General features: G+C 70.0%; 23 protein-coding genes. 18 read left to right on the top strand and 5 right to left on the bottom strand.

Annotation, left to right across the window (positions count from 1 at the left end; translation table 11 throughout):
* Positions 1–6 precede the first annotated feature (6 nt).
* Both P8A20_RS08870 and P8A20_RS08865 read left to right on the top strand, forming a co-directional pair.
* On the top strand, positions 7–1131 hold the full coding sequence (locus tag P8A20_RS08870) for a ferrochelatase (RefSeq protein WP_147959853.1): 1125 nt from the start codon (positions 7–9) through the stop codon (positions 1129–1131).
* Positions 1132–1195: 64 nt separating this feature from the next.
* On the top strand, positions 1196–1996 hold the full coding sequence (locus tag P8A20_RS08865) for an inositol monophosphatase family protein (protein WP_147959854.1): 801 nt from the start codon (positions 1196–1198) through the stop codon (positions 1994–1996).
* A gap of 102 nt (positions 1997–2098) precedes the next feature.
* Here P8A20_RS08865 and P8A20_RS08860 read toward each other — a convergent pair whose 3' ends face one another.
* Entirely contained in the window at positions 2099–2272 is a 174-nt protein-coding gene (locus P8A20_RS08860) for a hypothetical protein (RefSeq protein WP_164992724.1), read from the bottom strand.
* A 362-nt stretch (positions 2273–2634) separates the two neighbouring features.
* Here P8A20_RS08860 and P8A20_RS08855 point away from each other — a divergent pair, with 362 nt between their 5' ends.
* The 4 genes from P8A20_RS08855 to P8A20_RS08840 all read left to right on the top strand — a co-directional run bounded on the left by P8A20_RS08855 (position 2635) and on the right by P8A20_RS08840 (position 6195).
* Complete coding sequence (locus P8A20_RS08855; protein WP_073721987.1) at positions 2635–3288, top strand: response regulator transcription factor; 654 nt, start codon at positions 2635–2637, stop codon at positions 3286–3288.
* Positions 3289–3295: 7 nt separating this feature from the next.
* Positions 3296–4537 (top strand): sensor histidine kinase, encoded by a 1242-nt coding sequence (locus P8A20_RS08850; protein ID WP_147959855.1) that lies wholly within the window; start codon positions 3296–3298, stop codon positions 4535–4537.
* Positions 4538–4941: 404 nt separating this feature from the next.
* Positions 4942–5238 carry a DUF4193 domain-containing protein gene (locus tag P8A20_RS08845; RefSeq protein ID WP_003965732.1) on the top strand — a complete coding sequence of 99 codons (297 nt, stop codon included), beginning with the start codon at positions 4942–4944 and terminating at the stop codon, positions 5236–5238.
* Between the two features lie 12 nt (positions 5239–5250).
* Positions 5251–6195 (top strand): hypothetical protein, encoded by a 945-nt coding sequence (locus tag P8A20_RS08840; RefSeq protein WP_306103284.1) that lies wholly within the window; start codon positions 5251–5253, stop codon positions 6193–6195.
* A gap of 11 nt (positions 6196–6206) precedes the next feature.
* On the opposite strand, the gene P8A20_RS08835 is transcribed toward P8A20_RS08840, so the two are convergent.
* On the bottom strand, positions 6207–6662 hold the full coding sequence (locus P8A20_RS08835) for a DUF3093 domain-containing protein (protein ID WP_147959857.1): 456 nt from the start codon (positions 6660–6662) through the stop codon (positions 6207–6209).
* A gap of 58 nt (positions 6663–6720) precedes the next feature.
* On the opposite strand from P8A20_RS08835, the gene P8A20_RS08830 reads away from it, so the two are divergent.
* The 8 genes from P8A20_RS08830 (at position 6721) to P8A20_RS08795 (ending at position 14257) form a co-directional block, all read left to right on the top strand.
* Positions 6721–7305, top strand: a complete 585-nt coding sequence (locus P8A20_RS08830; RefSeq protein ID WP_147959858.1) for a PaaI family thioesterase — start codon at positions 6721–6723, stop codon at positions 7303–7305.
* Positions 7305–7832: a dUTP diphosphatase gene (gene dut / locus P8A20_RS08825; protein ID WP_147959859.1), complete on the top strand. Its 528-nt coding sequence runs from the start codon at positions 7305–7307 to the stop codon at positions 7830–7832. Before P8A20_RS08830 ends, dut begins: the two co-directional genes overlap by 1 nt.
* 1 nt (position 7833) lies before the next feature.
* Positions 7834–8604 carry a DUF3710 domain-containing protein gene (locus P8A20_RS08820; protein ID WP_147959860.1) on the top strand — a complete coding sequence of 257 codons (771 nt, stop codon included), beginning with the start codon at positions 7834–7836 and terminating at the stop codon, positions 8602–8604.
* 151 nt (positions 8605–8755) lie between these two features.
* Positions 8756–9490, top strand: a complete 735-nt coding sequence (locus P8A20_RS08815) for an ABC transporter ATP-binding protein (RefSeq protein ID WP_306103283.1) — start codon at positions 8756–8758, stop codon at positions 9488–9490.
* A 181-nt stretch (positions 9491–9671) separates the two neighbouring features.
* The gene (locus P8A20_RS08810; protein ID WP_147959862.1) at positions 9672–12215 is read left to right on the top strand and encodes a DUF4118 domain-containing protein; all 2544 of its coding nucleotides are present in this window, start codon (positions 9672–9674) and stop codon (positions 12213–12215) included.
* Positions 12216–12288: 73 nt separating this feature from the next.
* On the top strand, positions 12289–12996 hold the full coding sequence (locus tag P8A20_RS08805; protein ID WP_147959863.1) for a response regulator: 708 nt from the start codon (positions 12289–12291) through the stop codon (positions 12994–12996).
* Positions 12997–13066: 70 nt separating this feature from the next.
* Positions 13067–13483: an OB-fold nucleic acid binding domain-containing protein gene (locus P8A20_RS08800; protein WP_015579063.1), complete on the top strand. Its 417-nt coding sequence runs from the start codon at positions 13067–13069 to the stop codon at positions 13481–13483.
* A gap of 3 nt (positions 13484–13486) precedes the next feature.
* On the top strand, positions 13487–14257 hold the full coding sequence (locus tag P8A20_RS08795; RefSeq protein WP_147959864.1) for a DUF3159 domain-containing protein: 771 nt from the start codon (positions 13487–13489) through the stop codon (positions 14255–14257).
* A gap of 77 nt (positions 14258–14334) precedes the next feature.
* Here the strand turns inward: P8A20_RS08795 and P8A20_RS08790 are convergent, their stop codons facing one another.
* Entirely contained in the window at positions 14335–15012 is a 678-nt protein-coding gene (locus P8A20_RS08790) for a potassium channel family protein (protein WP_147959865.1), read from the bottom strand.
* The gene (locus tag P8A20_RS08785) at positions 15012–15680 is read right to left on the bottom strand and encodes a potassium channel family protein (RefSeq protein ID WP_014153600.1); all 669 of its coding nucleotides are present in this window, start codon (positions 15678–15680) and stop codon (positions 15012–15014) included. Before P8A20_RS08785 ends, P8A20_RS08790 begins: the two co-directional genes overlap by 1 nt.
* A gap of 344 nt (positions 15681–16024) precedes the next feature.
* Here P8A20_RS08785 and P8A20_RS08780 point away from each other — a divergent pair, with 344 nt between their 5' ends.
* The 3 genes from P8A20_RS08780 (at position 16025) to P8A20_RS08770 (ending at position 20635) form a co-directional block, all read left to right on the top strand.
* Positions 16025–18076, top strand: a complete 2052-nt coding sequence (locus tag P8A20_RS08780) for an APC family permease (RefSeq protein WP_147959866.1) — start codon at positions 16025–16027, stop codon at positions 18074–18076.
* Positions 18077–18209: 133 nt separating this feature from the next.
* Complete coding sequence (locus tag P8A20_RS08775) at positions 18210–19553, top strand: class I SAM-dependent RNA methyltransferase (protein WP_147959867.1); 1344 nt, start codon at positions 18210–18212, stop codon at positions 19551–19553.
* 938 nt (positions 19554–20491) lie between these two features.
* Positions 20492–20635: a hypothetical protein gene (locus P8A20_RS08770; protein ID WP_187282157.1), complete on the top strand. Its 144-nt coding sequence runs from the start codon at positions 20492–20494 to the stop codon at positions 20633–20635.
* Between the two features lie 92 nt (positions 20636–20727).
* On the opposite strand, the gene P8A20_RS08765 is transcribed toward P8A20_RS08770, so the two are convergent.
* Entirely contained in the window at positions 20728–21129 is a 402-nt protein-coding gene (locus tag P8A20_RS08765) for a DUF7919 family protein (protein WP_261988676.1), read from the bottom strand.
* A gap of 682 nt (positions 21130–21811) precedes the next feature.
* On the opposite strand from P8A20_RS08765, the gene P8A20_RS08760 reads away from it, so the two are divergent.
* A complete protein-coding gene (locus P8A20_RS08760; RefSeq protein WP_261988677.1) occupies positions 21812–23407 on the top strand; it encodes an NnrS multi-domain protein in 1596 nt (531 codons plus the stop codon).
* Positions 23408–23425: the final 18 nt, after the last annotated feature.

Here is a 23425-nt window from a genome sequence, read left to right as displayed (position 1 = left end):
GGGTACATGTCCGATCTGCGTGATCCCGCTCCCTACGACGCTCTTCTCCTGCTGTCCTTCGGCGGTCCCGAAGGCCCGGACGACGTCGTCCCGTTCCTCGCGAACGTGACGCGAGGCCGTGGCATCCCCGAAGAACGGCTCAGAGAGGTCGGCAAGCACTACTTCCTCTTCGGCGGCGTGAGCCCGATCAACGCGCAGAACCGGGCGCTCCTGGACGCGCTGCACAAGGACTTCGCGGACCACGGCCTCGAACTGCCGGTGTACTGGGGCAACCGCAACTGGGCCCCGTACCTCACCGACACCCTCCGCGAGATGATCACTGACGGGCACCGCCGGATCGCCGTGCTCGCCACCAGCGCCTACGCCTCGTACTCCGGCTGCCGCCAGTACCGCGAGAACCTCGCGGAGTCGCTGTCCGCGCTGGAGGCGGAGGGACTCCCGGTGCCCCGGGTGGACAAGCTGCGGCACTACTTCAACCACCCGGGCTTCGTACGCCCCATGGTGGACGGCGTCCTCGCGTCGCTGGCCGACCTCCCCGAGGACGTCCGAGCGGGGGCGCACATCGCGTTCACCACGCACTCCATCCCGACCGCCGCAGCCGACACCTCCGGACCGGCCGGGACGCACGGCGACGGCGGCTCCTACGTGGCGGAGCACCTGGACGTCGCCCGGCTGATCACCGAGGCGGTGCGTGAGGAGACCGGCATCGACCACCCCTGGCAGCTCGTCTACCAGTCGCGCAGCGGAGCCCCGCACATCCCGTGGCTGGAGCCGGACATCTGCGACCACCTGGAGGCACTCCACGGCGACGGTGTCCCGGCGGTCGTCATGGCCCCCATCGGCTTCGTCTCGGACCACATGGAGGTGTTGTACGACCTCGACACGGAGGCCACCGCGAAGGCCGCGGAGATCGGCCTCCCGGTGCGGCGGTCCGCGACGGTGGGGGCGGACCCCCGGTTCGCCGCTGCCGTCCGCGAACTCGTCCTGGAGCGCGCCGCCGCCGAACAGGGCCGTCCCGTCACGCCGTGCGTCCTGGGCACGCTGGGCCCCTCGCACGACCTCTGTCCGGTCGGCTGCTGCCCTGCCAGGACCCTCAAGCCGGCGGCCGCCGGCGCCGACAGCCCGTTCTAGCCGCCCGCCCACCCGCCGCCCGGGCGCGGACAAGCCCGTCCCGGGACACCACCTCTGGAGCGCTGTGACCGACCCCCTCCTGTCCGAACTGCTCGACCTCGCCCTGGAGGCTGCCCGCAGGGCCGGTGCGCTGCTGCGTGACGGCCGCCCCGCCGATCTCGGGGTGGCCGCGACGAAGTCCAGCCCCATCGACGTCGTCACCGAGATGGACATCCGGGCGGAGAAGCTGATCACCGGCTACCTCTCCGAGCACCGCCCCGCCGACGGCTTCCTCGGCGAGGAGGGCGCCAGCGCCGAGGGCAGCAGCGGGATCAGGTGGGTCATCGACCCGCTCGACGGCACGGTGAACTACCTCTACGGGCTGCCGACCTGGTCCGTCTCGATCGCCGCGGAGCGCGACGGCGAACGGGTCGTCGGTGTGGTCGAGGCGCCCATGCGCCGTGAGACGTTCCACGCGGTCCTGGGCCGCGGAGCCCACGCGAACGGGGAGGCACTGCGCTGCCGCCCCACGGCCCCCCTCGACCAGGCCCTCGTGTCGACCGGCTTCAACTACGTCACGAAGGTCCGCACCCACCAGGCCGCCGTCGCCCAGCAGCTGATTCCCAGGCTGCGGGACATCCGGCGCGGCGGATCCGCGGCCATCGAGCTCTGCGACGTCGCGGCGGGCCGCCTCGACGGCTACTACGAGCGCGGGCTCCACCCCTGGGACGTGGCGGCCGGCGACCTGATCGCCCGGGAGGCCGGCGCGCTCACCGGAGGCCGGCCCGGCCTTCCCGCGGACGGCGACCTCACCGTCGCGGCGACCCCGGGCGTCTTCGAGCCGCTGCAGGCGCTCCTCGAGGAACTGGGAGCCTGGCACGACTGACCGAACGGCTTCCTGAGCCTGTCGAGGCACCCAGGGGCCCCGTCGGCACACGAAGAGGGCCCCGGACAGCCATGACGGCTCCCGGGGCCCTCTCGTAGCGGCTCAGACGCTTGTGGCGCCGATTTCCACGCCGTGCTCGGCGGCGAGGCGGTGCAGGTCGTCGAGCTCTCCCTGCTCGACGTCCGCGAGGAAGTCGTCGCCCGTCTCGCGAGCCCTCGTGAGGTCGGACTCGGTGGTCTTGATTCGTTGCAGCAGACCTGCGGTGAAAGCGTCCATGAAGCGCCCCCTCGTCGTGGGTCGGTGGCACGGGGGTGTGCCCGGTGGTCCCCCGGCACGGTGGCCGGGGTGCGGGTGATCACGCAGTCCCTCTGGATGCAGGACGGGCTGTGGTACGCCACATACATGGCGTGATCGCGGGTGTGAGAGCGTCCTCCCCGCCGTGAACCTCTGAGAAACCTCAACTGGCCCGGAAATCCGATCAATTCCCAGGAGCGGCAGCCCGGCCCGCGCCGTCTTACCGCCGGTTTATGCGCGTTACGGGCAGGATGGACGCGCACAGTCGGTGCCGCTGACGTGCAGCGAGCGGCCGTATCGAGGGCCGCTCGCCGTTTTTTCGGGATCTAGGGAAGGACTGCGCCGTGCGCGTACTCGTCGTCGAGGACGAGCAGCTGCTCGCCGATGCGGTGGCCACCGGGCTGCGCCGGGAGGCCATGGCCGTCGACGTCGTCTACGACGGGGCGGCGGCCCTCGAACGGGTCGGGGTCAACGACTACGACGTCGTCGTGCTGGACCGGGACCTGCCGCTGGTCCACGGCGACGACGTCTGCCGCCGGATCGTCGAGCTGGGCATGCCCACACGGGTGCTCATGCTCACCGCGTCCGGCGACGTCAGCGACCGGGTCGAGGGACTGGAGCTCGGCGCGGACGACTACCTGCCCAAGCCCTTCGCCTTCAGCGAGCTGACCGCACGGGTACGCGCCCTGGGGCGCCGCACCACGGTCGCGCTGCCCCCCGTGCTGGAACGGGCCGGCATCAAGCTCGACCCCAACCGCCGCGAGGTCTTCCGGGACGAGCAGGAGATCCAGCTCGCCCCGAAGGAGTTCGCGGTCCTGGAGGTCCTGATGCGCAGCGAGGGCGCGGTCGTCTCGGCCGAGCAACTGCTGGAGAAGGCCTGGGACGAGAACACCGACCCCTTCACCAACGTGGTGCGGGTGACCGTCATGACCCTGCGCCGCAAGCTCGGTGAGCCGCCCGTCATCGTCACCGTCCCCGGCTCCGGATACCGGATCTGAGGGCGGGATGGCAGCCTCCCCGGCGCCCATGAAGGCACCACCGAAACCGACCTGGGAACCCAAGGCGCAGGAGTCCCCGTACCCCTGGCTGCGCCCGACCATCCGGATACGGCTCACGCTGCTGTACGGCGGCATGTTCCTGATCGCGGGCATCCTGCTGCTGTCGATCATCTACATGCTGGCCGCGCAGGCGCTGCACGACGCGGGCGGGCTGGAGTTCCAGGTCAAGGGCACGAGCGTGCAGATCTCCAGCGACATGTGCCCTCAGCTGTCCTCGGCGCTGAACAACACCCAGCTCAACGAGATGATCAAGGACTGCACCGCGGCGCAGCGGCAGCACGCCCTCGACAGCCTTCTGAACAGGGCGCTCCTGGCCCTCGTGGGCCTCAGCATCATCGCCTTCGCCTTCGGCTACGCCATGGCCGGACGTGTGCTCTCGCCCCTGGGCAGGATCACCCGCACCGCCCGCAGGGTGGCCGGGACCGACCTGACCCGGCGGATCGAGCTGGACGGGCCGGACGACGAGCTCAAGGAGCTCGCGGACACCTTCGACGAGATGCTGGACCGGCTGGAGCGGGCCTTCACGGCCCAGCAGCGGTTCGTGGGCAACGCCTCGCACGAACTGCGCACGCCCCTGGCGATCAACCGCACCCTGCTGGAGGTGCATCTCTCCGACCCCGGGGCCCCGCCGGAGCTCCAGCAGCTGGGCAAGACGCTCCTGGCGACGAACGAGCGCAGCGAGCAGCTCGTGGAGGGCCTGCTCCTGCTCGCCCGCAGCGACAACCAGATCGTGGAGCGGAAACCCGTCGATCTCGCCGAGGTCGCGGACCGCGCCATCGACCAGGCCAGGTCGGAGGCGGCGGACAAGGGCGTGCAGATCCTCGGGGAGCGCGCTTCCGCGGTCGTCCAGGGCAACGGAGTGCTCCTGGAGCGCATCGCGCTCAACCTCGTACAGAACGCCGTGCGCTACAACGTGGCGGAGGACGGCTGGGTCGAGGTCACCACCGAGCTCCAGCACGGGCAGGCGCTCCTGGTGGTGTCCAACACCGGCCCCGTGGTGCCGGCGTACGAGATCGACAACCTCTTCGAGCCGTTCAGGAGGCTGCGGACGGAGCGTACCGGCAGCGACAAGGGCGTGGGGCTCGGCCTGTCGATCGCGCGATCCGTCGCGCGGGCGCACGGAGGCCGTATCATCGCGGAGCCTCGTGAGGGTGGTGGTCTCGTGATGCGCGTCACCCTTCCGGTCTGAGAGGCTTCACGTCGTGAGGTCGCATTGGATCGCTCTGTTCGCTTTGGGCGGAATTTTGGAACCCTGTTTCCGTTCTGTCCCTGTGTGATCGATCACAGAAGCGGTTTTTGGCCCCTCTACTCTCCGTGAGCGCATCTCTGTACGAAAGCCGGGAAACGTCCGGGTTTTCGGGGGGCGATATCACGGGAAGTACACGGGGTGGCGCCCGTGAACTGCAGTAATGGGACCGTGTACGGTCCCCATCGCCACCCAAGCTGATCGCTCGCGAGAGATCCGGTTGGGTGTCGATTGAGTAACAGACCTTGATGTGAGGCAAAATCTCCGCCTCAGGTCGGGCACAAGTCCGGCCTCTCACGCGTTACGTGCGCTGAGACACCGCAGACACCCATGAGGGGGAGAGCGACATGGCAACGGATTACGACACCCCACGCAAGACCGACGACGACGTCGATCAGGACAGCCTCGAGGAGCTCAAGGCTCGTCGGAGCGACAAGACGGCATCCGCCGTCGACGTGGACGAGTTCGACGCGGCAGAGGGACTTGAGCTGCCCGGCGCGGACCTGTCCAACGAAGAGCTCGCCGTGCGGGTCCTGCCCAAGCAGGCCGACGAGTTCACCTGCATGAGCTGCTTCCTGGTGCACCACCGCAGCCAGCTGGCGCGCGAGAAGAACGGCCAGCCCATCTGCCGCGACTGCGACTGAGGCAGGCCGGCCGTGGCAGGCGACACACCGTTCCGGAAGCGGCGCTTGCGGCGCACGAAGTCGTCGGAGGCACATCAGGGCGGCGCGGGCCCGGCGAAGGGCGAAAGCCCCACAGCCGAGCACCAGGCCGCCCTGCCCGCCTCTCCCGGCAGCACACCTGACGACGAGCGGGGCCTGACGGCCTCGCTCGAAGCGGTACGGGAGGCCGACCGGCCACCCGGGCAGGAAGGCTCCCCGAAAGGCTCCGGACGCCTGCACACCCTGAGACGAGGCGTCGCCAGGAGCAGGGAGAGCGCCGTGGCCGCCGTGGGCATGGTGGCCGACCGGATCATCGACATCGCTCCCCGCGTCCCGGTGCGGGACCTGGCCACCCTGCGCAGGCAGTTCCCCGGGCTCGGCCCCGAAGAGCTGGCCGACAAGCTCGTCGCGGGCGCCTGCAACGCCACGGCGACCGTCGGCGCGGGCATCGGTGCCGCGGCGATGATGCCTGTCCCACCGGCCATGCTCGCCGAGCTGGCGGCCGAGATCACCGGAGTGGCCACCGTCGAGCTGAAGCTCGTCGCCGAACTCCACGAGGTCTACGGCCAACGCCCCCAGGGCAACCTCGGCCAGCGCAGCACCGCGTATCTGACGTCCTGGACGGAGGAGCGCGGCATCGACGTCTCCCGTCCCACCACGCTCAACGCGGCGCTGGGCGGACAGATGAAGCGCGAACTGCGCCAGCAGATCATGAAGCGCACCGTGCGCGACCTGCCCAACCTCATCCCCTTCATGATCGGCGCGGCCGTCGGCGCGATGATGAACAGGCGGGACACCAGAAAGCTCGCCGACCGGGTCAGGAACGACCTGCGGCGCCAGCAGATCCCCTGGGACCGCCTTCCGGAACTCCCTCCGCTGGAACAGCCCGCGAAGCCCCCCGAGGAACTCCCCGGAGGGCTGGACGGCCCCGGCCGCTGACCCCGGTCGTGTCAGGCGGCCACAGGTGCGAGGGCCGCCACCAGAGCCTGCGGCTCGCGGGTCGACAGATAGACGTAGGGCGTCGGGTCCTGCGGGTCCGTGACCTTCACCCGCACCGCGGTCGGGATGTAGCTGCGCAGCAGCATGAACGCGCGCGGGTCCGCCTTGTACGAGCGCCAGGCGCGCGCCTCCTCCCCGTCCAGCACCTCGGCGTCACCGAGCGCCTCCAGGGGGATACGGGCATCCCCCGCGACCAGGGCGCCGGCGACGACACGGATGCGGGCGGAGCCGTACGAGCTGACGGCCACACACGCCGCGGCCGTGCCGGCCACCAGGCCGCCGAGCATGGGCAGGGCGCCGAGCGGCAGGAACATCAGCGCGCACGCGACGCCGATCCCGAAGGCGATGAGCCACCACGAGCGGGGCGCTGCGAGACGTTCGTCGAAGGGCGGTGCGGAAGGCTGCATGGAAGCAAGCTTGGCACGGCGCGACCCTCGGTCGGCCGCGCGGGTAAGGTCTGCGGCTGTGAGTGGAACATCTGCACGTCTGACACCTCCGGCCGACGCGGTGAAGCCTGTCCGCCATCCTGACGCCCCCGCGCCCGGGGAGCTTCTCGGCTCCCACTACGAACAGTGTTTCGGCTGTGGTGGCGGGCAGCCGCACGGACTGCATCTCCGGGCGACCGCCGGAGAGGGCGTGAACGTCACCGCCGAGTTCACCGTGAAGCCCGCCCACCAGGGAGCTCCGGGACTCGCGCACGGCGGTGTCCTGGCCACGGCGATGGACGAGACGCTCGGCGCGCTCAGCTGGCTGCTGCGGGTCATCGCGGTGACCGGACGGCTGGAGACCGACTACGTCCTGCCGGTCCCGGTCGACACCGTGCTCTTCCTGGAGGCCGAGGTCACCGCGGTCCACGGCAGGAAGATCTACTGCCGTGCCACAGGGCGTACCGAGGGCCCCGAGGGGCCCGTCGCGGTCCGTGCGGAAGCCCTCTTCATCGAGGTCAAGGTGGAGCACTTCATCGACAACGGACGGCCGGAGGAGATCCAGGCCGCCATGTCCGACCCGGACCAGATCCGGCGTGCCCGCGCGTTCGAGGTGAACCCCTGATGCGCCACCCCGTCGACGTACTCATCCGCCGGGTCGACCCGGACGTGCCGATCCCCGCCTACGGTCATCCCGGTGACGCCGGTGCCGACCTGGTCACCACCGAGGCCGCGGAGCTCGCCCCGGGCGAACGGGCGGTGCTCCCCACCGGGGTGTCGATCGCCCTGCCCGACGGGTACGCCGCCTTCGTGCACCCCCGCTCCGGCCTCGCCGCCCGCTGCGGAGTGGCTCTCGTGAACGCCCCAGGGACTGTCGATGCCGGGTACCGTGGAGAGATCAAGGTCATCGTGGTCAATCTCGACCCACGCGAGACCGTGAGGTTCGAACGGTTCGACCGGATTGCCCAACTGGTCGTCCAGCAGGTCGAGAAGGTGCGCTTCCACGAGGTGACGGAGCTCCCCGGCTCGGCGCGGGCCGAGGGGGGCTTCGGATCCACCGGCGGCCACGCCGCGGTGGACGGTGTCACGGGCGGTAACACCCAGGGTGGGAACAGCTACGCTTCGGTCGTATCCGACCGGGAAGGACGTTGACGTGTTCGGACGTCGCAAGAACAGTGGTTCCGCCGAGGACACGGCGGACGAAGCGCGCGAGGCCGAGCAGGTCGCCGACGAGCTCGACGGCACCGAGGCCCAAAACGGCTCGCGCCGCACGAACCTCCCGCCGGCCCCCCGCCCCGACGGGCCGTGGGACATCTCCGAGGTCTCCCAGCCCGGCGAGGGCCGGGTGGACCTGGGCGGCATCTTCGTGCCCGGGGTCGAGGGCATGGAGCTCCGTGTGGAGGTCGCCGGTGACGCGATCGTCGCGGCCACCGTCGTGCTGCGCGACAGCGCGGTCCAGCTTCAGGCTTTCGCAGCCCCCAAGAAGGAGGGCATCTGGGGCGAGGTGCGCGAGGAGATCGCCTCGGGCATCACCCAGCAGGGCGGGATCATCGACGAGGTCGAGGGCCCGCTGGGCTGGGAACTGCGCGCCCAGGTCCCCGTACAGCTCCCGGACGGCAAGAACGGCGTACAGCTCGTGCGCTTCATCGGCGTCGACGGGCCGCGCTGGTTCCTGCGCGGTGTGATCTCCGGCCAGGGCGCGGTGCAGCCGGATGCCGCCGGGCTCCTGGAGACGATCTTCCGGGACACCGTCGTCGTCCGCGGTGAGGGCCCGATGGCTCCGCGTGACCCCATCGTCCTCAAGCTGCCCGACGACGCCCAGATGGTGCCCGAGGGTGTGCAGCAGGAGGACCAGGAGAGCTCGAAGTTCTCCGGTGGCATGGGCCAGCTCCAGCGCGGGCCCGAGATCACCGAGGTGCGCTGACCGCGCACCGGCTCGTTCGAGGCCGGTGGGCCGCGCCCCGGGGAGGGGGCGCGGCCCACCGGCTTTCCATTGCCTCACCGGGTGTGGCATGCACATACTGGCCGCTGCCGAGGGAGCGGTACGCACGGCCGCGTACGCACGGGGGAGAGCGATGACACGGAGCACCGACGTACAGGGCGGCACGGCTCCGGCCGGGAGCCCGGCCGACGGACCCATGGTGCGTGTCGAGGAACTGCGGCGCTCGTACGGCACCGGAGCCGCAGCGGTTCACGCCCTGCGGGGGGTCTCCTTCGAGGTCCCGCGCGGTGAGCTGGTGGCGCTCAAGGGCCGCTCCGGATCGGGCAAGACCACCCTGCTCAATCTCGTCGGCGGTCTCGACGCCCCTGACAGCGGCCGGATCACCGTCGGCGGCACCGACCTCTCCGGGCTCGACGAGGACGGGCTGCTGGAGCTGCGCAGGGACCGGATCGGCTTCATCTTCCAGTCGTTCGGCCTGATCCCGATCCTGACCGCGGCGGAGAACGTCGGTGTGCCCATGCGGCTGCGGAGGACCGATCCGCACGAGCGCGAGGAACGAGTGGCACTGCTGCTCTCGCTGGTGGGTCTCGGCGACCACACCCAGCAGCGCCCAGGGGAGCTCTCCGGCGGCCAGCAGCAGCGCGTCGCCATCGCCCGCGCACTGGCCAACCGGCCCGCCCTCCTGATCGCGGACGAGCCCACCGGGCAGCTCGACGCGGAGACGGGCCTGGCGGTCATGCAGCTGTTGCGTGCGGTCGTGCGCAGCGAGGGCGTCACCGTCCTCGTCGCCACCCACGACCCCCAGCTGCTGAGCTTCGCCGACAGGGTCCTGGAGCTGAGCGACGGGCACATCGTCGAGCACGTGTAGCGGCGCCCGGGACGGGGGCGCAGGGCTGTGACCTGGGTCCCACGTCGGGTGCGGCCGCATCAGAATCCCGTCAAGACGGTCCCCGCGTCCGGCCCTGACCCCATATGCCGGATTTTCTCGATGTAGCTTCGACACCGGCTCCCGTATCGGCGGCAGCCGGTTCAGAGAAGACAATGGGGCCATGGCACGCGGCAAGCTTCGGATCTACCTGGGTGCGGCACCCGGCGTCGGCAAGACGTACGCGATGCTGTCCGAGGCCCACCGCCGGGTGGAGCGGGGCACGGACTGCGTCGTCGCGTTCGTCGAGCACCACGAGCGCCCGCGCACGGAGGTGCTGCTGCACGGCCTGGAGCAGATCCGCCGCCGCGACATCGAATACCGCTCGGCCGTCTTCGCGGAGATGGACGTCGACGCTGTCCTGGAGCGGGCACCCGCCGTGGCACTCGTGGACGAACTCGCCCACACCAACGTGCCCGGCTCCCGCAACGCCAAGCGCTGGCAGGACGTCGAGGAACTCCTCAAGGCCGGCATCGACGTGGTCTCCACCGTCAACATCCAGCACCTGGAGTCCCTGGGCGACGTCGTGGAGGCGATAACCGGGGTGCGACAGCAGGAGACCATCCCCGACGAGGTCGCCCGGCGTGCGGACCAGATCGAGCTCGTCGACATGTCGCCCCAGTCGCTCAGGCGCCGCATGGCCCACGGCAACATCTACCAGTCCGACAAGGTCGACGCGGCCCTGTCCAACTACTTCCGCCCCGGCAACCTCACCGCCCTGCGCGAGCTGGCGCTCCTGTGGGTCGCCGACCGGGTCGACGAGTACCTCCAGCAGTACCGCGGCGAACACGACATCAGCGCGCCCTGGCAGGCCCGCGAGCGCATCGTCGTCGGACTGACCGGCGGACCCGAGGGGCGCACGCTCATCCGCCGCGCCTCCCGGATGGCCGCGAAGGGCTCCGGCAGCGAGATCATGGCGGTGTACATCGCCCGGAGCGACGGCCTGACCTCCGCGTCACCCAAGGAGCTCGCGGTCCAGCGCACCCTCGTCGAGGACCTCGGGGGCACCTTCCACCACGTCATCGGCGACGACATACCCTCCGCGCTCCTGGCGTTCGCCCGGGGCGTCAACGCCACCCAGATCGTCCTGGGCTCCAGCCGCCGCAAGACCTGGCAGTACATCTACGGCCCCGGGGTGGGGGCCACCGTCGCCCGCGAGTCCGGGCCCGACCTCGACGTGCACATCGTCACGCACGAGGAGGTCGCCAAGGGGCGCGGACTGCCCATCGCCCGCGGGGCACGGCTCAGCCGCGCCCGGATAATCTCGGGCTGGCTGGCCGGCGTCGGCGGGCCGGCCCTCCTGACCCTGCTCCTGCACGGCATGGAGAACGGACCGGGGCTCGCCAACGACGTCCTGCTCTTCCTCTTCCTGACCGTCGCCGCCGCCCTCCTCGGCGGGCTGACACCAGCCCTGGCCTCGGCAGCCGTCGGCTCCATGCTCCTGAACTACTGGTTCACGCCGCCCACCCACACCCTGACCGTGCAGGACCCGGAGAACTTCGTCGCCATCGTGATCTTCTTCGCGGTGGCGGTCGCGGTCGCCTCCGTGGTCGACCTGGCGGCACGCCGCACCCACCAGGCGGCCCGTCTGCGTGCCGAGTCGGAGATCCTCTCCACCCTCGCCGGGAGCGTCCTGCGGGGCGAGACGGCCCTGGACGCCCTGCTGGGCCGGGTCCGCGAGACCTTCGGCATGGAGTCCGTCGCCCTCCTGGAGCGGCAGAGCGACGTCGAGCCCTGGACCTGCGCCGGATCCGTCGGCCCCGCGCCGGTGGCCCGCCCCGACGACGCGGACGTGGACATGCCCGTCGGCGACCACATGGCGCTGGCGCTCTCCGGCCGTGTGCTTCCGGCGGAGGACCGCCGGGTCCTCGGCGCCTTCGCCGCGCAGGCCGCCGTCGTCCTCGACCGGCAGCGCCTGGTGGGGGAGGCCGAGGCGGCCAGACGGCTCGCCGAGGGCAACCGGATCAGGACCGCGCTGCTCGCCGCCGTCAGTCACGACCTGCGCACCCCGTTGGCTGCCATCAAAGCCGCGGTGAGCTCCCTGCGCTCCGACGACGTCGCCTGGTCCGACGCAGACGAGGCGGAGCTGCTCGCGGCGATCGAGGACGGGGCCGACCGTCTGGACCACCTGGTCGGCAACCTTCTCGACATGTCACGCCTGCAGACCGGCACGGTCACTCCGCTGATCCGCGAGCTCGACCTCGACGAGGTGGTGCCCATGGCGCTCGGCGGCGTACCGGAGGGCAGTGTCGACCTGGACATCCCCGAGACGCTGCCCATGGTGGCCGTCGACCCGGGGCTGCTGGAGAGGGCCGTCGCCAACATCGTCGAGAACGCCGTCAAGTACAGCCCGGGCCGGGAACGCGTCATGGTCGCCGCCAGCGCCCTGGGGGAACGTGTCGAGCTGCGGGTGGCCGACCGCGGGCGCGGAGTCCCCGACGAGGCCAAGGAACGCATATTCGAGCCCTTCCAGCGCTACGGCGACGCTCCGCGCGGCGCCGGCGTCGGCCTGGGGCTCGCGGTCGCCCGCGGCTTCGTGGAGTCCATGGGCGGCACGCTCGACGCCGAGGACACCCCCGGCGGCGGCCTCACCATGGTCCTCACCCTCACCGCCGCACCCGGACAGGTACGGGCCGGCCCCGTACCGCCCGTGCACATCAGCTCATGAGGTCCCCGCAGCCCGTGGGATCCCCGGGGCGCACCCCCACCCCGTACACGTACTTCCGAAAGGCAGGTCCGCGATGACCCGGGTGCTCGTGGTCGACGACGAGCCGCAGATCGTGCGCGCCCTCGTGATCAACCTCAAGGCGCGCAGGTACGAGGTGGACGCGGCACCCGACGGGGCGACCGCCCTGCAGCTCGCGGCGGCGCGTCACCCCGACGTCGTCGTCCTCGACCTCGGCCTGCCGGACATGGACGGCGTCGAGGTGATCAGGGGGCTGCGCGGCTGGACGCGGGTGCCGATCCTCGTGCTCTCGGCCCGTCACACCTCCGACGAGAAGGTCGAGGCCCTGGACGCCGGGGCCGACGACTACGTCACCAAGCCGTTCGGCATGGACGAGCTCCTGGCCCGGCTGCGCGCCGCCGTACGCCGCGCGGAACCCGTCGGCCAGGACGGCGGGGACGACCTGGTGATCGTCGAGACCGAGGGTTTCACCGTCGACCTGGCGGCGAAGAAGGTCCACCGCGAGGGCCGCGACGTACGGCTCACACCCACCGAGTGGCACCTGCTGGAGGTCCTCGTCCGCAACGACGGGCGGCTCGTCAGCCAGAAGCAGCTGCTCCAGGAGGTCTGGGGCCCCTCGTACGGCACCGAGACCAACTACCTGCGCGTCTACATGGCCCAGCTGCGCCGCAAGCTGGAGGCTGACCCCTCGCACCCCAGACACTTCGTGACCGAGCCCGGCATGGGGTACCGCTTCGAGCGCGGACGGCCCGTTCCTGAGTGATCGCGCCTCACTCGTCCGGGTGAATCTGTCCGGGCCCGCCCCTACCACAGGAGACCGGTACCCTTCGGGTATGAGCGCTGTTCCCCGATTCGAGAAGCCCGGCAGGGCGGCAAAGCCGTCCGGCCGCTTCCGCCGCATGCTCGACCGGCTGGCCAGCTCCCAGGAGGACCTCGAGTCCGAGGAGCTGCAGGAGGACACGCACGCGTCGGGCTGCACGCGCATCTCCGAGTGCACGGACCGCCAGATCGTGAAGGTCACTGGTACCTTGCGGACCGTCACCCTGCGTCCGCGGGCCGGAGTGCCCGCCCTGGAGGCGGAGCTCTTCGACGGCACCGCACCGCTCGACGTGGTCTGGCTCGGCCGACGTTCCATTGTCGGCATCGAGCCGGGGCGCAAGCTCATCGCGTCGGGCCGCGTGGCCATGAGCCACGGGCGCCGGGTGCTGTTCAACCCCAAATACGAACTCCGACCGCTCGGCAAGGAGTAGCCGGTGACGTCTCTCGACAAGCCGACGTCCGATACGGACCAGCCCCACCGCACCGACCAGCAGGACGCCGACGCGAAGGCGGTCACGGAAGCCGCGCTCTTCGAGGCCTTCGGCGGCGTGCGGGGCATGGTGGAGACAGTCCTTCCCGGGCTGCTCTTCGTCACGATCTTCACCATCAACAAAAACCTGACGGCCTCGGCGATCGCCGCGCTGGCCGTCTCCCTGGTCCTCGTCGTCGTACGGCTGCTCCGCAAGGACACCGTCAAGCACGCCTTCAGCGGCGTCTTCGGCGTGGCCTTCGGTGTGCTCTTCGCGAAGATGACGGGCAACGCCAAGGACTTCTACCTGCCGGGCATGATCTACACGCTCGGACTGGCCCTCGCCTACCTGGTCACGACCCTCGCGGGTCTGCCGCTGATCGGCCTCATCCTCGGGCCGGTGTTCAAGGAGAACCTCTCCTGGCGCACCAGGAACCCCGGCCGCAAGAAGGCCTACGCCAAGGCCAGCTACGCGTGGGGCCTGATCCTCCTCGCCAAGTGCGCGATCCTCTTCCCCCTGTACTGGTGGGCCGACACCGCCCAGCTCGGCTGGGTACTGGTCGCGCTGAAGATCCCGCCGTTCCTGCTCGCGGTGTACCTGACCTGGGTCTTCCTGGCCAAGGCGCCGCCGCCGATCGACGTCTTCGCCGAGATGGAGGCGGAGGAGCAGGCCGAGAAGGCCCGCAAGGCCGCCGCGGACGCCCGGGCCGTGGAGGCCCGCAACTCCGAGTTCTGACGCGGCACGGCACACGTACGTGTGGGGCCCCGGACCTTCACCAGAAGGTCCGGGGCCCCACACGTTGCCGCGTCCGCTCAGTCCTCGGCGGTCTCCCGGCGGACCGACAACAGGTCCTCCAGCTGCTCCTCGCGCGCCTGGGCGGCCACGAACAACAGCTCGTCACCCGCCTCCAGCGTCTCCTCGGGGCTCGGCGTCAGCACCCGCGTACCGCGGATGATCGTGACGAGCGAGGTGTCCTCCGGCCAGTCCACGTCGCTCACCCGGATGCCGGCCAGCGCCGACTCCGGGGGCAGCGTCAGCTCGACCAGGTTCGCGTCGCCGTGGCTGAAGCGCAGCAGCCGGACCAGATCACCGACGCTCACCGCCTCCTCGACCAGCGCGGACATCAGACGCGGGGTGGAGACCGCGACGTCGACGCCCCAGGACTCGTTGAACAGCCACTCGTTCTTCGGGTTGTTCACCCGGGCCACGACCCTCGGCACGCCGTACTCGGTCTTCGCGAGCAGCGAGACGACCAGGTTGACCTTGTCGTCACCCGTAGACGCGATCACGACGTTGCACCGCTGGAGCGCCGCCTCGTCGAGCGACGTGATCTCACAGGCGTCCGCCAGGAGCCACTCGGCCATCGGTACGCGCTCCACCGAGATGGCGGTCGGCGCCTTGTCGATCAGCAGTACCTCGTGCCCGTTCTCCAGGAGCTCGGCCGCGATGGAACGGCCCACCGCACCGGCCCCGGCAATCGCGACGCGCATCAGTGACCGCCCTCCTCGGGACCCTCGGCGAAGGCCTCCTCGACCTTCGCGATCTCGTCCGTACGCATCATCACGTGGACGAGGTCGCCCTCCTGCAGAACCGTCTGCGACGTGGGCAGTATGGCCTCACCCAACCGGGTGAGGAAGGCGACGCGGACGCCGGTCTCCTCCTGCAGGGTGCTGATCTTGTGCCCGATCCAGGACGGCGTGGTGTGCACCTCGGCGAGCTGCACACCACCGCTCGGGTCGCGCCACAGCGGCTCCGCGCCCGACGGCAGCAGCCGCCGCAGCATCTGGTCCGCCGTCCAGCGGACGGTCGCGACGGTGGGGATGCCCAGCCGCTGGTAGACCTCCGCACGCCGCGGGTCGTAGATGCGCGCCGCGACGTTCTCGATCCCGAACATCTCGCGGGCCACCCGGGCGGCGATGATGTTGGAGTTGTCGCCGCTGCTCACCGCCGCGAACGCGCCGGCCTCCTCGATCCCCGCCTCGCGCAGGGTGTCCTGGTCGAAACCGACCCCGCTGACACGCCGGCCGCCGAAACCGGAACCGAGGCGACGGAACGCCGTGGGGTCCTGGTCGATCACGGCGACCGTGTGCCCCTGCTGCTCCAGGGTCTGCGCGAGGGCGGCTCCGACGCGCCCGCAGCCCATGATGACGATGTGCACCTCGCGCCTACCTCGCCGTCCTGGTCGTCCGGATGACCTGCGAAAACACCCTGCTCACACTTCTCTCTCAGCTTGCGGGGCAAACAATGGGGCAACCACCTTCGGTGTCGCCCGTGGATGAGCTTATGCGGCGACGTCCCCGCCGCCTCATCCGAGTGTGCGTACGCTGCGGGCCGATGAGCAAAAGCGGGTCCGGCCTGAGCTCCGGGGACCTCCGCACCGCAAGGATTTCGTTAAGGATTCCATGGACTTTCGCGGTGAGGGCGGGTAAATATGAAGGTTTTCGGGGTGCCGAGGGGGTGGTGCCTCGGCGGCGTGTCCCAGCAGCGCTTACGATCCTCACCGTGTCCAAACTGACCGACGTGCCCAAACGGATCCTGATCGGCCGGGCGCTGCGCAGCGACAAGCTGGGGGAGACGCTCCTCCCCAAGCGCATCGCCCTCCCCGTCTTCGCATCCGACCCCCTGTCCTCCGTTGCGTACGCACCTGGCGAAGTCCTCCTCGTGCTGTCCATCGCGGGCGTGTCGGCGTACCACTTCAGCCCCTGGATCGCGGTCGCGGTCGTGGTCCTGATGTTCACCGTCGTCGCCTCGTACCGGCAGAACGTCCGCGCCTACCCGAGCGGGGGCGGCGACTACGAGGTCGCCACCACCAACCTCGGGCCGAAGGCGGGCCTGACCGTCGCCAGCGCCCTCCTCGTCGACTACGTCCTCACCGTGGCCGTGTCGATCGCCTCGGGCGTCGAGAACCTCGGCTCCGCGATCCCCTTCGTCGTCGAGCACAAGACGGCCTGCGCCGTCGGCGCCATCGTGCTGCTGACGCTGATGAACCTGCGCGGCGTCAAGGAGTCGGGAAAGCTCTTCGCCATCCCGACCTACCTGTTCGTGGCCGGCGTCTTCGCGATGATCATCTGGGGGGCGTTCCGGGGGCTCGCCCTCGGGGACACCATGCACGCGCCCACCTCGGACTACGAGATCAAGCCCGAACATCAGGGACTGGCGGGCTTCGCGCTCGTCTTCCTCCTGCTGCGCGCCTTCTCCTCCGGCTGTGCGGCCCTCACGGGCGTCGAGGCGATCAGCAACGGCGTCCCCGCCTTCCGCAAGCCGAAGAGCAAGAACGCCGCGACCACACTCGCGGCGATGGGCCTGCTCGCCGTCACCATGTTCTGCGGCATCATCGGCCTCGCCATGGCCACCGACGTGAAGATGGCCGAGAACCCGGCGAAGGACCTGATCCACAACGGCTCCCCGGTCGGCGCGAGCTTCACCCAGGACCCGGTGATCTCCCAGGTCGCCGCCGCCGTCTTCGGTGAGGGCACCTTCCTCTTCGTCTTCCTCGCGGCGGCCACCGCCCTCGTGCTCTTCCTCGCCGCGAACACGGCGTACAACGGCTTCCCGCTGCTCGGCTCGATCCTCGCCCAGGACCGCTACCTGCCGCGCCAGTTGCACACCCGCGGTGACCGGCTGGCCTTCTCCAACGGCATCGTGCTGCTGGCAGGGGCCGCGATCCTGCTCGTCTGGATCTACGGTGCGGACTCGACCCGGCTGATCCAGCTGTACATCGTCGGCGTGTTCGTCTCCTTCACGCTCAGCCAGACCGGCATGGTGCGGCACTGGAACCGTCATCTGCGCACCGAGAAGGACCCCGCCGCGCGGCGGCACATGATCCGCTCCCGGGCGATCAACACCTTCGGCGCGTTCTTCACCGGTCTCGTCCTGGTCGTCGTGCTCGCCACGAAGTTCACCCACGGCGCCTGGGTCGCGCTGCTCGGGATGGTCATCTTCTTCGGCACGATGACCGCGATCCGCAAGCACTACGACCGGGTCGCCGAGGAGATCGCCGCCCCGGAGACCCGGCCCGACGACAGCATCCGCCCCTCGCGCGTCCACTCGATCGTCCTGGTCTCCAAGCTCCACCGGCCCACGCTGCGCGCCCTCGCGTACGCCAAGCTGGTGCGCTCCGACCAGCTGGAGGCGCTCTCCATCAGCGTCGACCAGGCCGAGACGAAGGCGCTCAGGGAGGACTGGGAGCGGCGCGGCATCGACATCCCGCTGAAGATCCTCGACTCGCCCTACCGCGAGGTGACCCGGCCGGTCATCGACTACGTGAAGAGTCTCCGCAAGGACCGGCCGCGCGATGTGATCAGCGTCTACATCCCGGAGTACGTCGTCGGCCACTGGTACGAGCACCTGCTGCACAACCAGAGCGCGCTGCGGCTGAAGGGCAGGCTGCTGTTCACGCCGGGCGTGATGGTCACCTCGGTGCCGTACCAGCTGGAGTCCTCGGAGGCCGCGAAGGTGCGGGCCAGGAGGCGCGCGGACTGGATCGCGCCGGGCTCGGTCCGCCGCGGCCCCGTGGAACGGCGGCAGCCCAAGGAGCCCAGCCAGAAGGGCTGACTCCGGACTCGGCCTGTGGTAAGCGGCCGGCTTCCGTCCACGTAGACTGGTGGGCTGTTGTCCGGCCGTTTCCCGTTTTCCGTTCCGGCTTCCTCCTCCCCTCTCTCATCCCGACCCCTGGAGCCACCCCCTCATGCAGAACGAATCCACGTCGTCGCAGGCCGGGGAGTCGCTGATCGGCCAGGAGTACGAGGTCGAGGTCGGTCCCGTCGCCCACGGCGGCCACTGCATCGCCCGTACGTCCGAGGGACAGGTGCTCTTCGTGCGCCACACCCTCCCCGGCGAGAAGGTCGTCGCACGGGTCACCGAGGGCGAGACCGGCGCGCGTTTCCTGCGGGCCGACGCGGTCACGGTCATCGAGGCCTCCAAGGACCGGGTCGAGGCCCCCTGCCCGTACGCCGGCCCCGGCAAGTGCGGCGGCTGCGACTGGCAGCACGCCAAGCCGGGCGCCCAGCGCCGCCTCAAGGGCGAAGTGATCGCCGAACAGCTCCAGCGCCTGGCGGGCCTCACCCCCGAGGAGGCCGGCTGGGACGGCACGGTCATGCCGGCCGAGGGCGACAAGCTCCCGCCGGGCCAGGTCCCCGCCTGGCGGACACGCGTGCAGTACGCCGTCGACGCCGACGGCCTGGTCGGGCTCCGCAAGCACCGCTCGCACGAGGTCCAGCCGGTCGACCACTGCATGATCGCCGCCCCGGGCGTCTCCGAGCTCGGCATCGAGAAGCAGGACTGGCCGCAGATGGCGACGGTGGAGGCCATCTCCGCCACCGGTTCCCACGACCGCCAGGTCATCCTGACCCCGCGTGAGGGTGGCCGGCTGCCGCTGGTCGAGCTGGACAAGCCCGTCTCCGTGATGCGCGTCGACGAGAAGGACGGCGGCGTCCACCGCGTCCACGGCCGTGCCTTCGTCCGCGAGCGGGCCGACGACCGTACGTACCGCGTCGGCTCGGGCGGCTTCTGGCAGGTGCACCCGCAGGCGGCGGACACGCTGGTCCGCGCGGTCATGCAGGGCCTGCTGCCCCGTAAGAACGACACGGCGCTGGACCTGTACTGCGGGGTGGGCCTCTTCGCGGGTGCCATCGGCCAGCGGATCGGCGAGAAGGGCGCGGTGCTGGGCATCGAGTCCGGCAAGCGCGCGGTCGAGGACGCCCGCCACAACCTGAAGGACCTGGACCGGGTCCGCATCGAGCACGGCAAGGTCGACCAGATCCTTCCGCGCACGGGCATCACCGAGTGTGACCTGATCGTCCTGGACCCGCCGCGCGCGGGCGCGGGCAAGGGCACGGTCAAGCAGCTGGTCGCGCTGGGCGCACGCCGCATCGCGTACGTCGCCTGCGACCCGGCGGCGCTGGCCCGGGACATCGCGTACTTCCGGGACGGGGGGTACCGGGTGCGGACGCTGCGGGCGTTCGACCTGTTCCCGATGACGCATCACGTGGAGTGCGTGGCGATCCTGGAGCCGGTGAAGAAGGACGACTGACCTGCGGTTTCGTGTGGTCCGGGTGGGTTGCTCGACCTGTTTCCCTCCGTGCGGCGCGTCGAGCGGACGGCTTGCCTCTCGTAGCCTCTTGACCTGCGAATTCATCAGGGAGGCGCTTGCGTCGGCGACGCCTTCAGGGTCTCGTCGGAAACTCTTGACGCTCACATGACGCTTGAACAGGAATCTTGACCGCCCGGAACTCTCTGTGGCTCGGGTCCTGCGGAGCGGATCATCGGCAGGGGGCAAGTTCTTCCGGTGTGGGTGTCTCGCTGCGCCGACAGTGTGCTGTGGAGAGGTGCAGCAGATCTCGGCGGAGGGTGTCCGCCTGTTCTGGGTCGTCGTGTGCATCGGCTGTCCGGGATGCTCCCTGGGAACGAGGTGACCCGCCGTGCGACTGTTGCGGTCAGTGGTCGAGGCCACCGTGCAGATCGCCACGTCGTGGAACGGTCGCGCTTCCCACCCGGACCGACCACCGCAACGGGTTCTGCCCGCAACGTCGACGGCTTGGTCAAGGCGCTCGGCTCGGACACTGGCAAATCGAAGAACGAGGTCTCCCGGATCTGCGGCGATCTCGAGGAACGGCCCGTCGCCTGACGACGCTCTGCGGGTGCTTTGACCCGTCAGTTCAGACGAGGTCGAGCTCTGCAGACTCGACTGCGCCCAGTAGTCGGCATTCTCCGGTATTTCCGTCAACGCGCAGGTAGCCCGTACCTACAGCTATGTCCCGAGGGTCTCCGTCACGGAGATAGGCAGCTGACTGGCAGTCGAAACAGAAGTCGCCTGCCACTTGGGCGCGTTCCCCTTCGGCGAGCGCGAGGGCCATGCCTTCGTGGCTGACCTGTTGGTCCAGGAAGTTCTGGGCAAGACGGCAGCGGCTTCGGCGTTCAGCTTCAGTCTGTCCTCAGGCGAGAGAAGTTACGTCATGGCGAGAGGCCGGCATGTCCCGTCTGACCGTCCGGGAACACGACGCCAGCACGTTCGAGCAGATGCTGGTCATAGAACAGCAGCGACGTCCGGGCGGCATCGAGGAGATGGTCCTGTCGCTGTCGCTGTCGCTGTCGGTGAAGGGCTCGGCCCACTAGGCCGGCGTCCGGCCACCTGATTGAGGTGGGACTTTACGTCTCCCGCCTGAATCTCGCGACCTGCGGATTGCCTCTTCTTCACACCCCTGGAGCTAGTCAGCCAAGACCAGCTCGTCAGGGCCATCCATCCCAGCCGTCCTGACTACCGCCCGGCAGAACTCCTCGGGGGGGCAGTAGCGGTGCTCCGTGATGTAGTGGATGACGAGGTTGGGGGCCGAGTAGACAATGCCGTCGGTGTCCTGAGCCCGGATCTCGGCAGAGCCGAGCCACACCTGGGTGTCGAAGGCCGGGCCGCCAAGAATGACGGGCCGCTCGGTGGGGCAGAACTCGCAGTCGTGAACACCGCGCGTCTGGTTGTCGTAGGCACTGCTGAGGGCCTTCAGCGCATTTATCACACGGTCGTCCACGATCCCGGTGCGGAAAGCATAATCGGGCGCCAACCAGCCGACGTTGAGCATCTCCTGGTCCGATGCGTCGTACGCGTAGGCGGTCATGTCGGGGTAGTGGGGCACAACCACTTCTCAGCGTGGGTTGCAGTGTTCTCGGCAGAAGGCCATGTGCACGGGTCCCATGTTGGGTTCAACGGTATCGCTGAGCAGCGTGGGCTTGCTCACCGTGATCGACCCCGACGTCATCCGCAGGTCGGTCCCCAGGAACACGGTCCAGTTCGGAAGTCCTTGCCGGGACCGAAGGTCTCCGTGGGCTTCACTCTCCTGCCCTGCTCGGCGGCAAGTCCGACGGGCTGTCCGAGCACTTTCCCGTCCTCGACATAGAGGTAGCCCCAAGTGCCGCTGGGCATCTGAGTGTCCCCGTACCTCGGATGTATGCCCCGTGGCCCGGGATGACGGCTTGGCCGTCCGGCCGCCCGCCAGGGATTCGAACGCGGGCCGGGTCGACGCCCTTACCGTGAGAGGGATTGCTGTGTCCGCGCAACTCGGTTGCCACGGATGCCTTGCGCCACCCGGTCAGTCCTCCGAGTCCGGTGACGGCGAGCTGTTGGGCTTCCTGCGGCCGTGTAACGCGGCTGATGGCGCGCACCCGCGTCGAACGCCCGGCGCGGGGGTTGTGGTGCCCGGCCGAGGCGGTTGCCCGTTTTCTCGCAGGAGTGGCTTCGTTCCACCGCGACCGTCACATCGTGGGCCGCTGTACCTTCGGACCCCGGGGGAGGGGGAGTTGATGCAGGCGATTCGTTACGACCAGCGTGTGCTGGTGCTCGTGGAGGTACGGGGGGAGCAGCGCGACTGGGACGAGGCGGAGAGGGCGTTCGAGCAGCAGGGCTGGCCGGTCGTGACCGCGTTCGCCCGTGGTGAGGGCGCGTCGCGGGGTGTGCTGAGCGAGGCCGACCCGGCACGGTTGTACTCCGTCGAGGTGCGGTTCTTCGGGGCCCGCAACCGGCGCACCGAGCGGGCGGCCAGTTGGCGGGTGGAGCGGCTGGCACGGGCGGCCGGGCTGGAGATGTACGCCCGGCGCTGCGAGTCGGTGGACCGGGACCGGGAGCAGCTGACCGGCTGGCGGGCGCATACGGTGGCGCACAGACCACCGCGCGCGCCCGTTCCCAGGCCGCGGACGTCGATGGAGGGATTGCGCAACGCGGCAGTGCTGGCGCGTGCGCGATTCTCGGAGAGGCGTGGCCACCACGACACGGGCATGGTGGTCACGGGCACGGCGTCGGAAGCCCGCCGGCTCTCCCGCATGGACTTGCCCGGCGGTTCCGCTCCGAGGGATGTCATCGACGTGCGGCCCCTCCACGGCCGGGAGCGGGGGCACATCGTGCCGCGTCGCGACGAGGACGGTAGGCGTCGCGCGTTCCGCCTCGTGGCCTGGCTGCTCGTCATGACCTTCTGTGCCGTGGTCGCCCGGCACCACAGCGGTGTGCGGATGTGGGTGTGGGTTGGTGCAGCGGTGTTGTGCTTTGCCGGAGGAGCCCGGTCTGCGTACGGCATGTTCGCGACCGGCGGTCGTGTGGCGAGCCTGTTCATGGCCGGTGCGGTGTCCGTCTACCTCCTCGTCGTCGCGTTCGGCGCGGGCATGGACGACGACGGAGGCTGGACCCCGGTGGAGATGCTGTCGCTCTTCGCCGTCACGGCGACGGTGGGAGGGCTCTGGCTGCTGGTCCGCCAGTGGACGTGGGGCGAATGGCTGGCCTGGGCGGCGCCGCTCGTGTTCACGGCTGTCGTGTCGTTCGTGGTGGCATCCGGATCGGTGCTGCACGCGCTGTACGCGGACAGTCTCGGGCTGACACCCGATGACCTCGACGTCTCGGGGATCTGGCAGGCCGTATCGGCGGTGAAGCTGTCGAGCCTGCTCAGCTACGCCCTGATCGTCCCGGCGCTGTGGGGCATCGCGAAGCACCTGCACGCCCCGTTCGTCAGCCCTGTCGAACGGCTCGGCGTCCCGCTGTACGTCCTCACTCAGGTGACGGTGGTGGCGATGTGCGCGCTGGGGGCGCTGGACTCGGCGGGAGAAGCGGTGAAGGACTTCCGTACGGCCGCAGTCCGGAAGGCGGATCCGCCTTCGTACTTCGGGGTGGCGCCGGAGTGGACGTGCGTCGAGCCGACGGTCCCCGCGGCGGAACTCGGCAGCCGAGGTGGTGTGCTCCGTCCCGAGCGGCCGTACCTCTCGTTCGGGGCGGCCGGAGGAACGGTGTCACTGTGGGACGAGCCGGCGGGCACGGCGCTCCAGATACCCGCCGAGCAGGTGCGCCTCGTCCCTGCGGCCGATGGCCGGGTCCGGTGCACCTTCTCGTACGCGAGCCTGCCGAAGGACGGCTGACCCGTACCAGGCCGGGGA

This window comes from Streptomyces sp. Alt3, from assembly GCF_030719215.1.
Taxonomy (GTDB): domain Bacteria; phylum Actinomycetota; class Actinomycetes; order Streptomycetales; family Streptomycetaceae; genus Streptomyces; species Streptomyces glycanivorans.
This window is presented reverse-complemented; position numbering and strand designations above follow the sequence as displayed.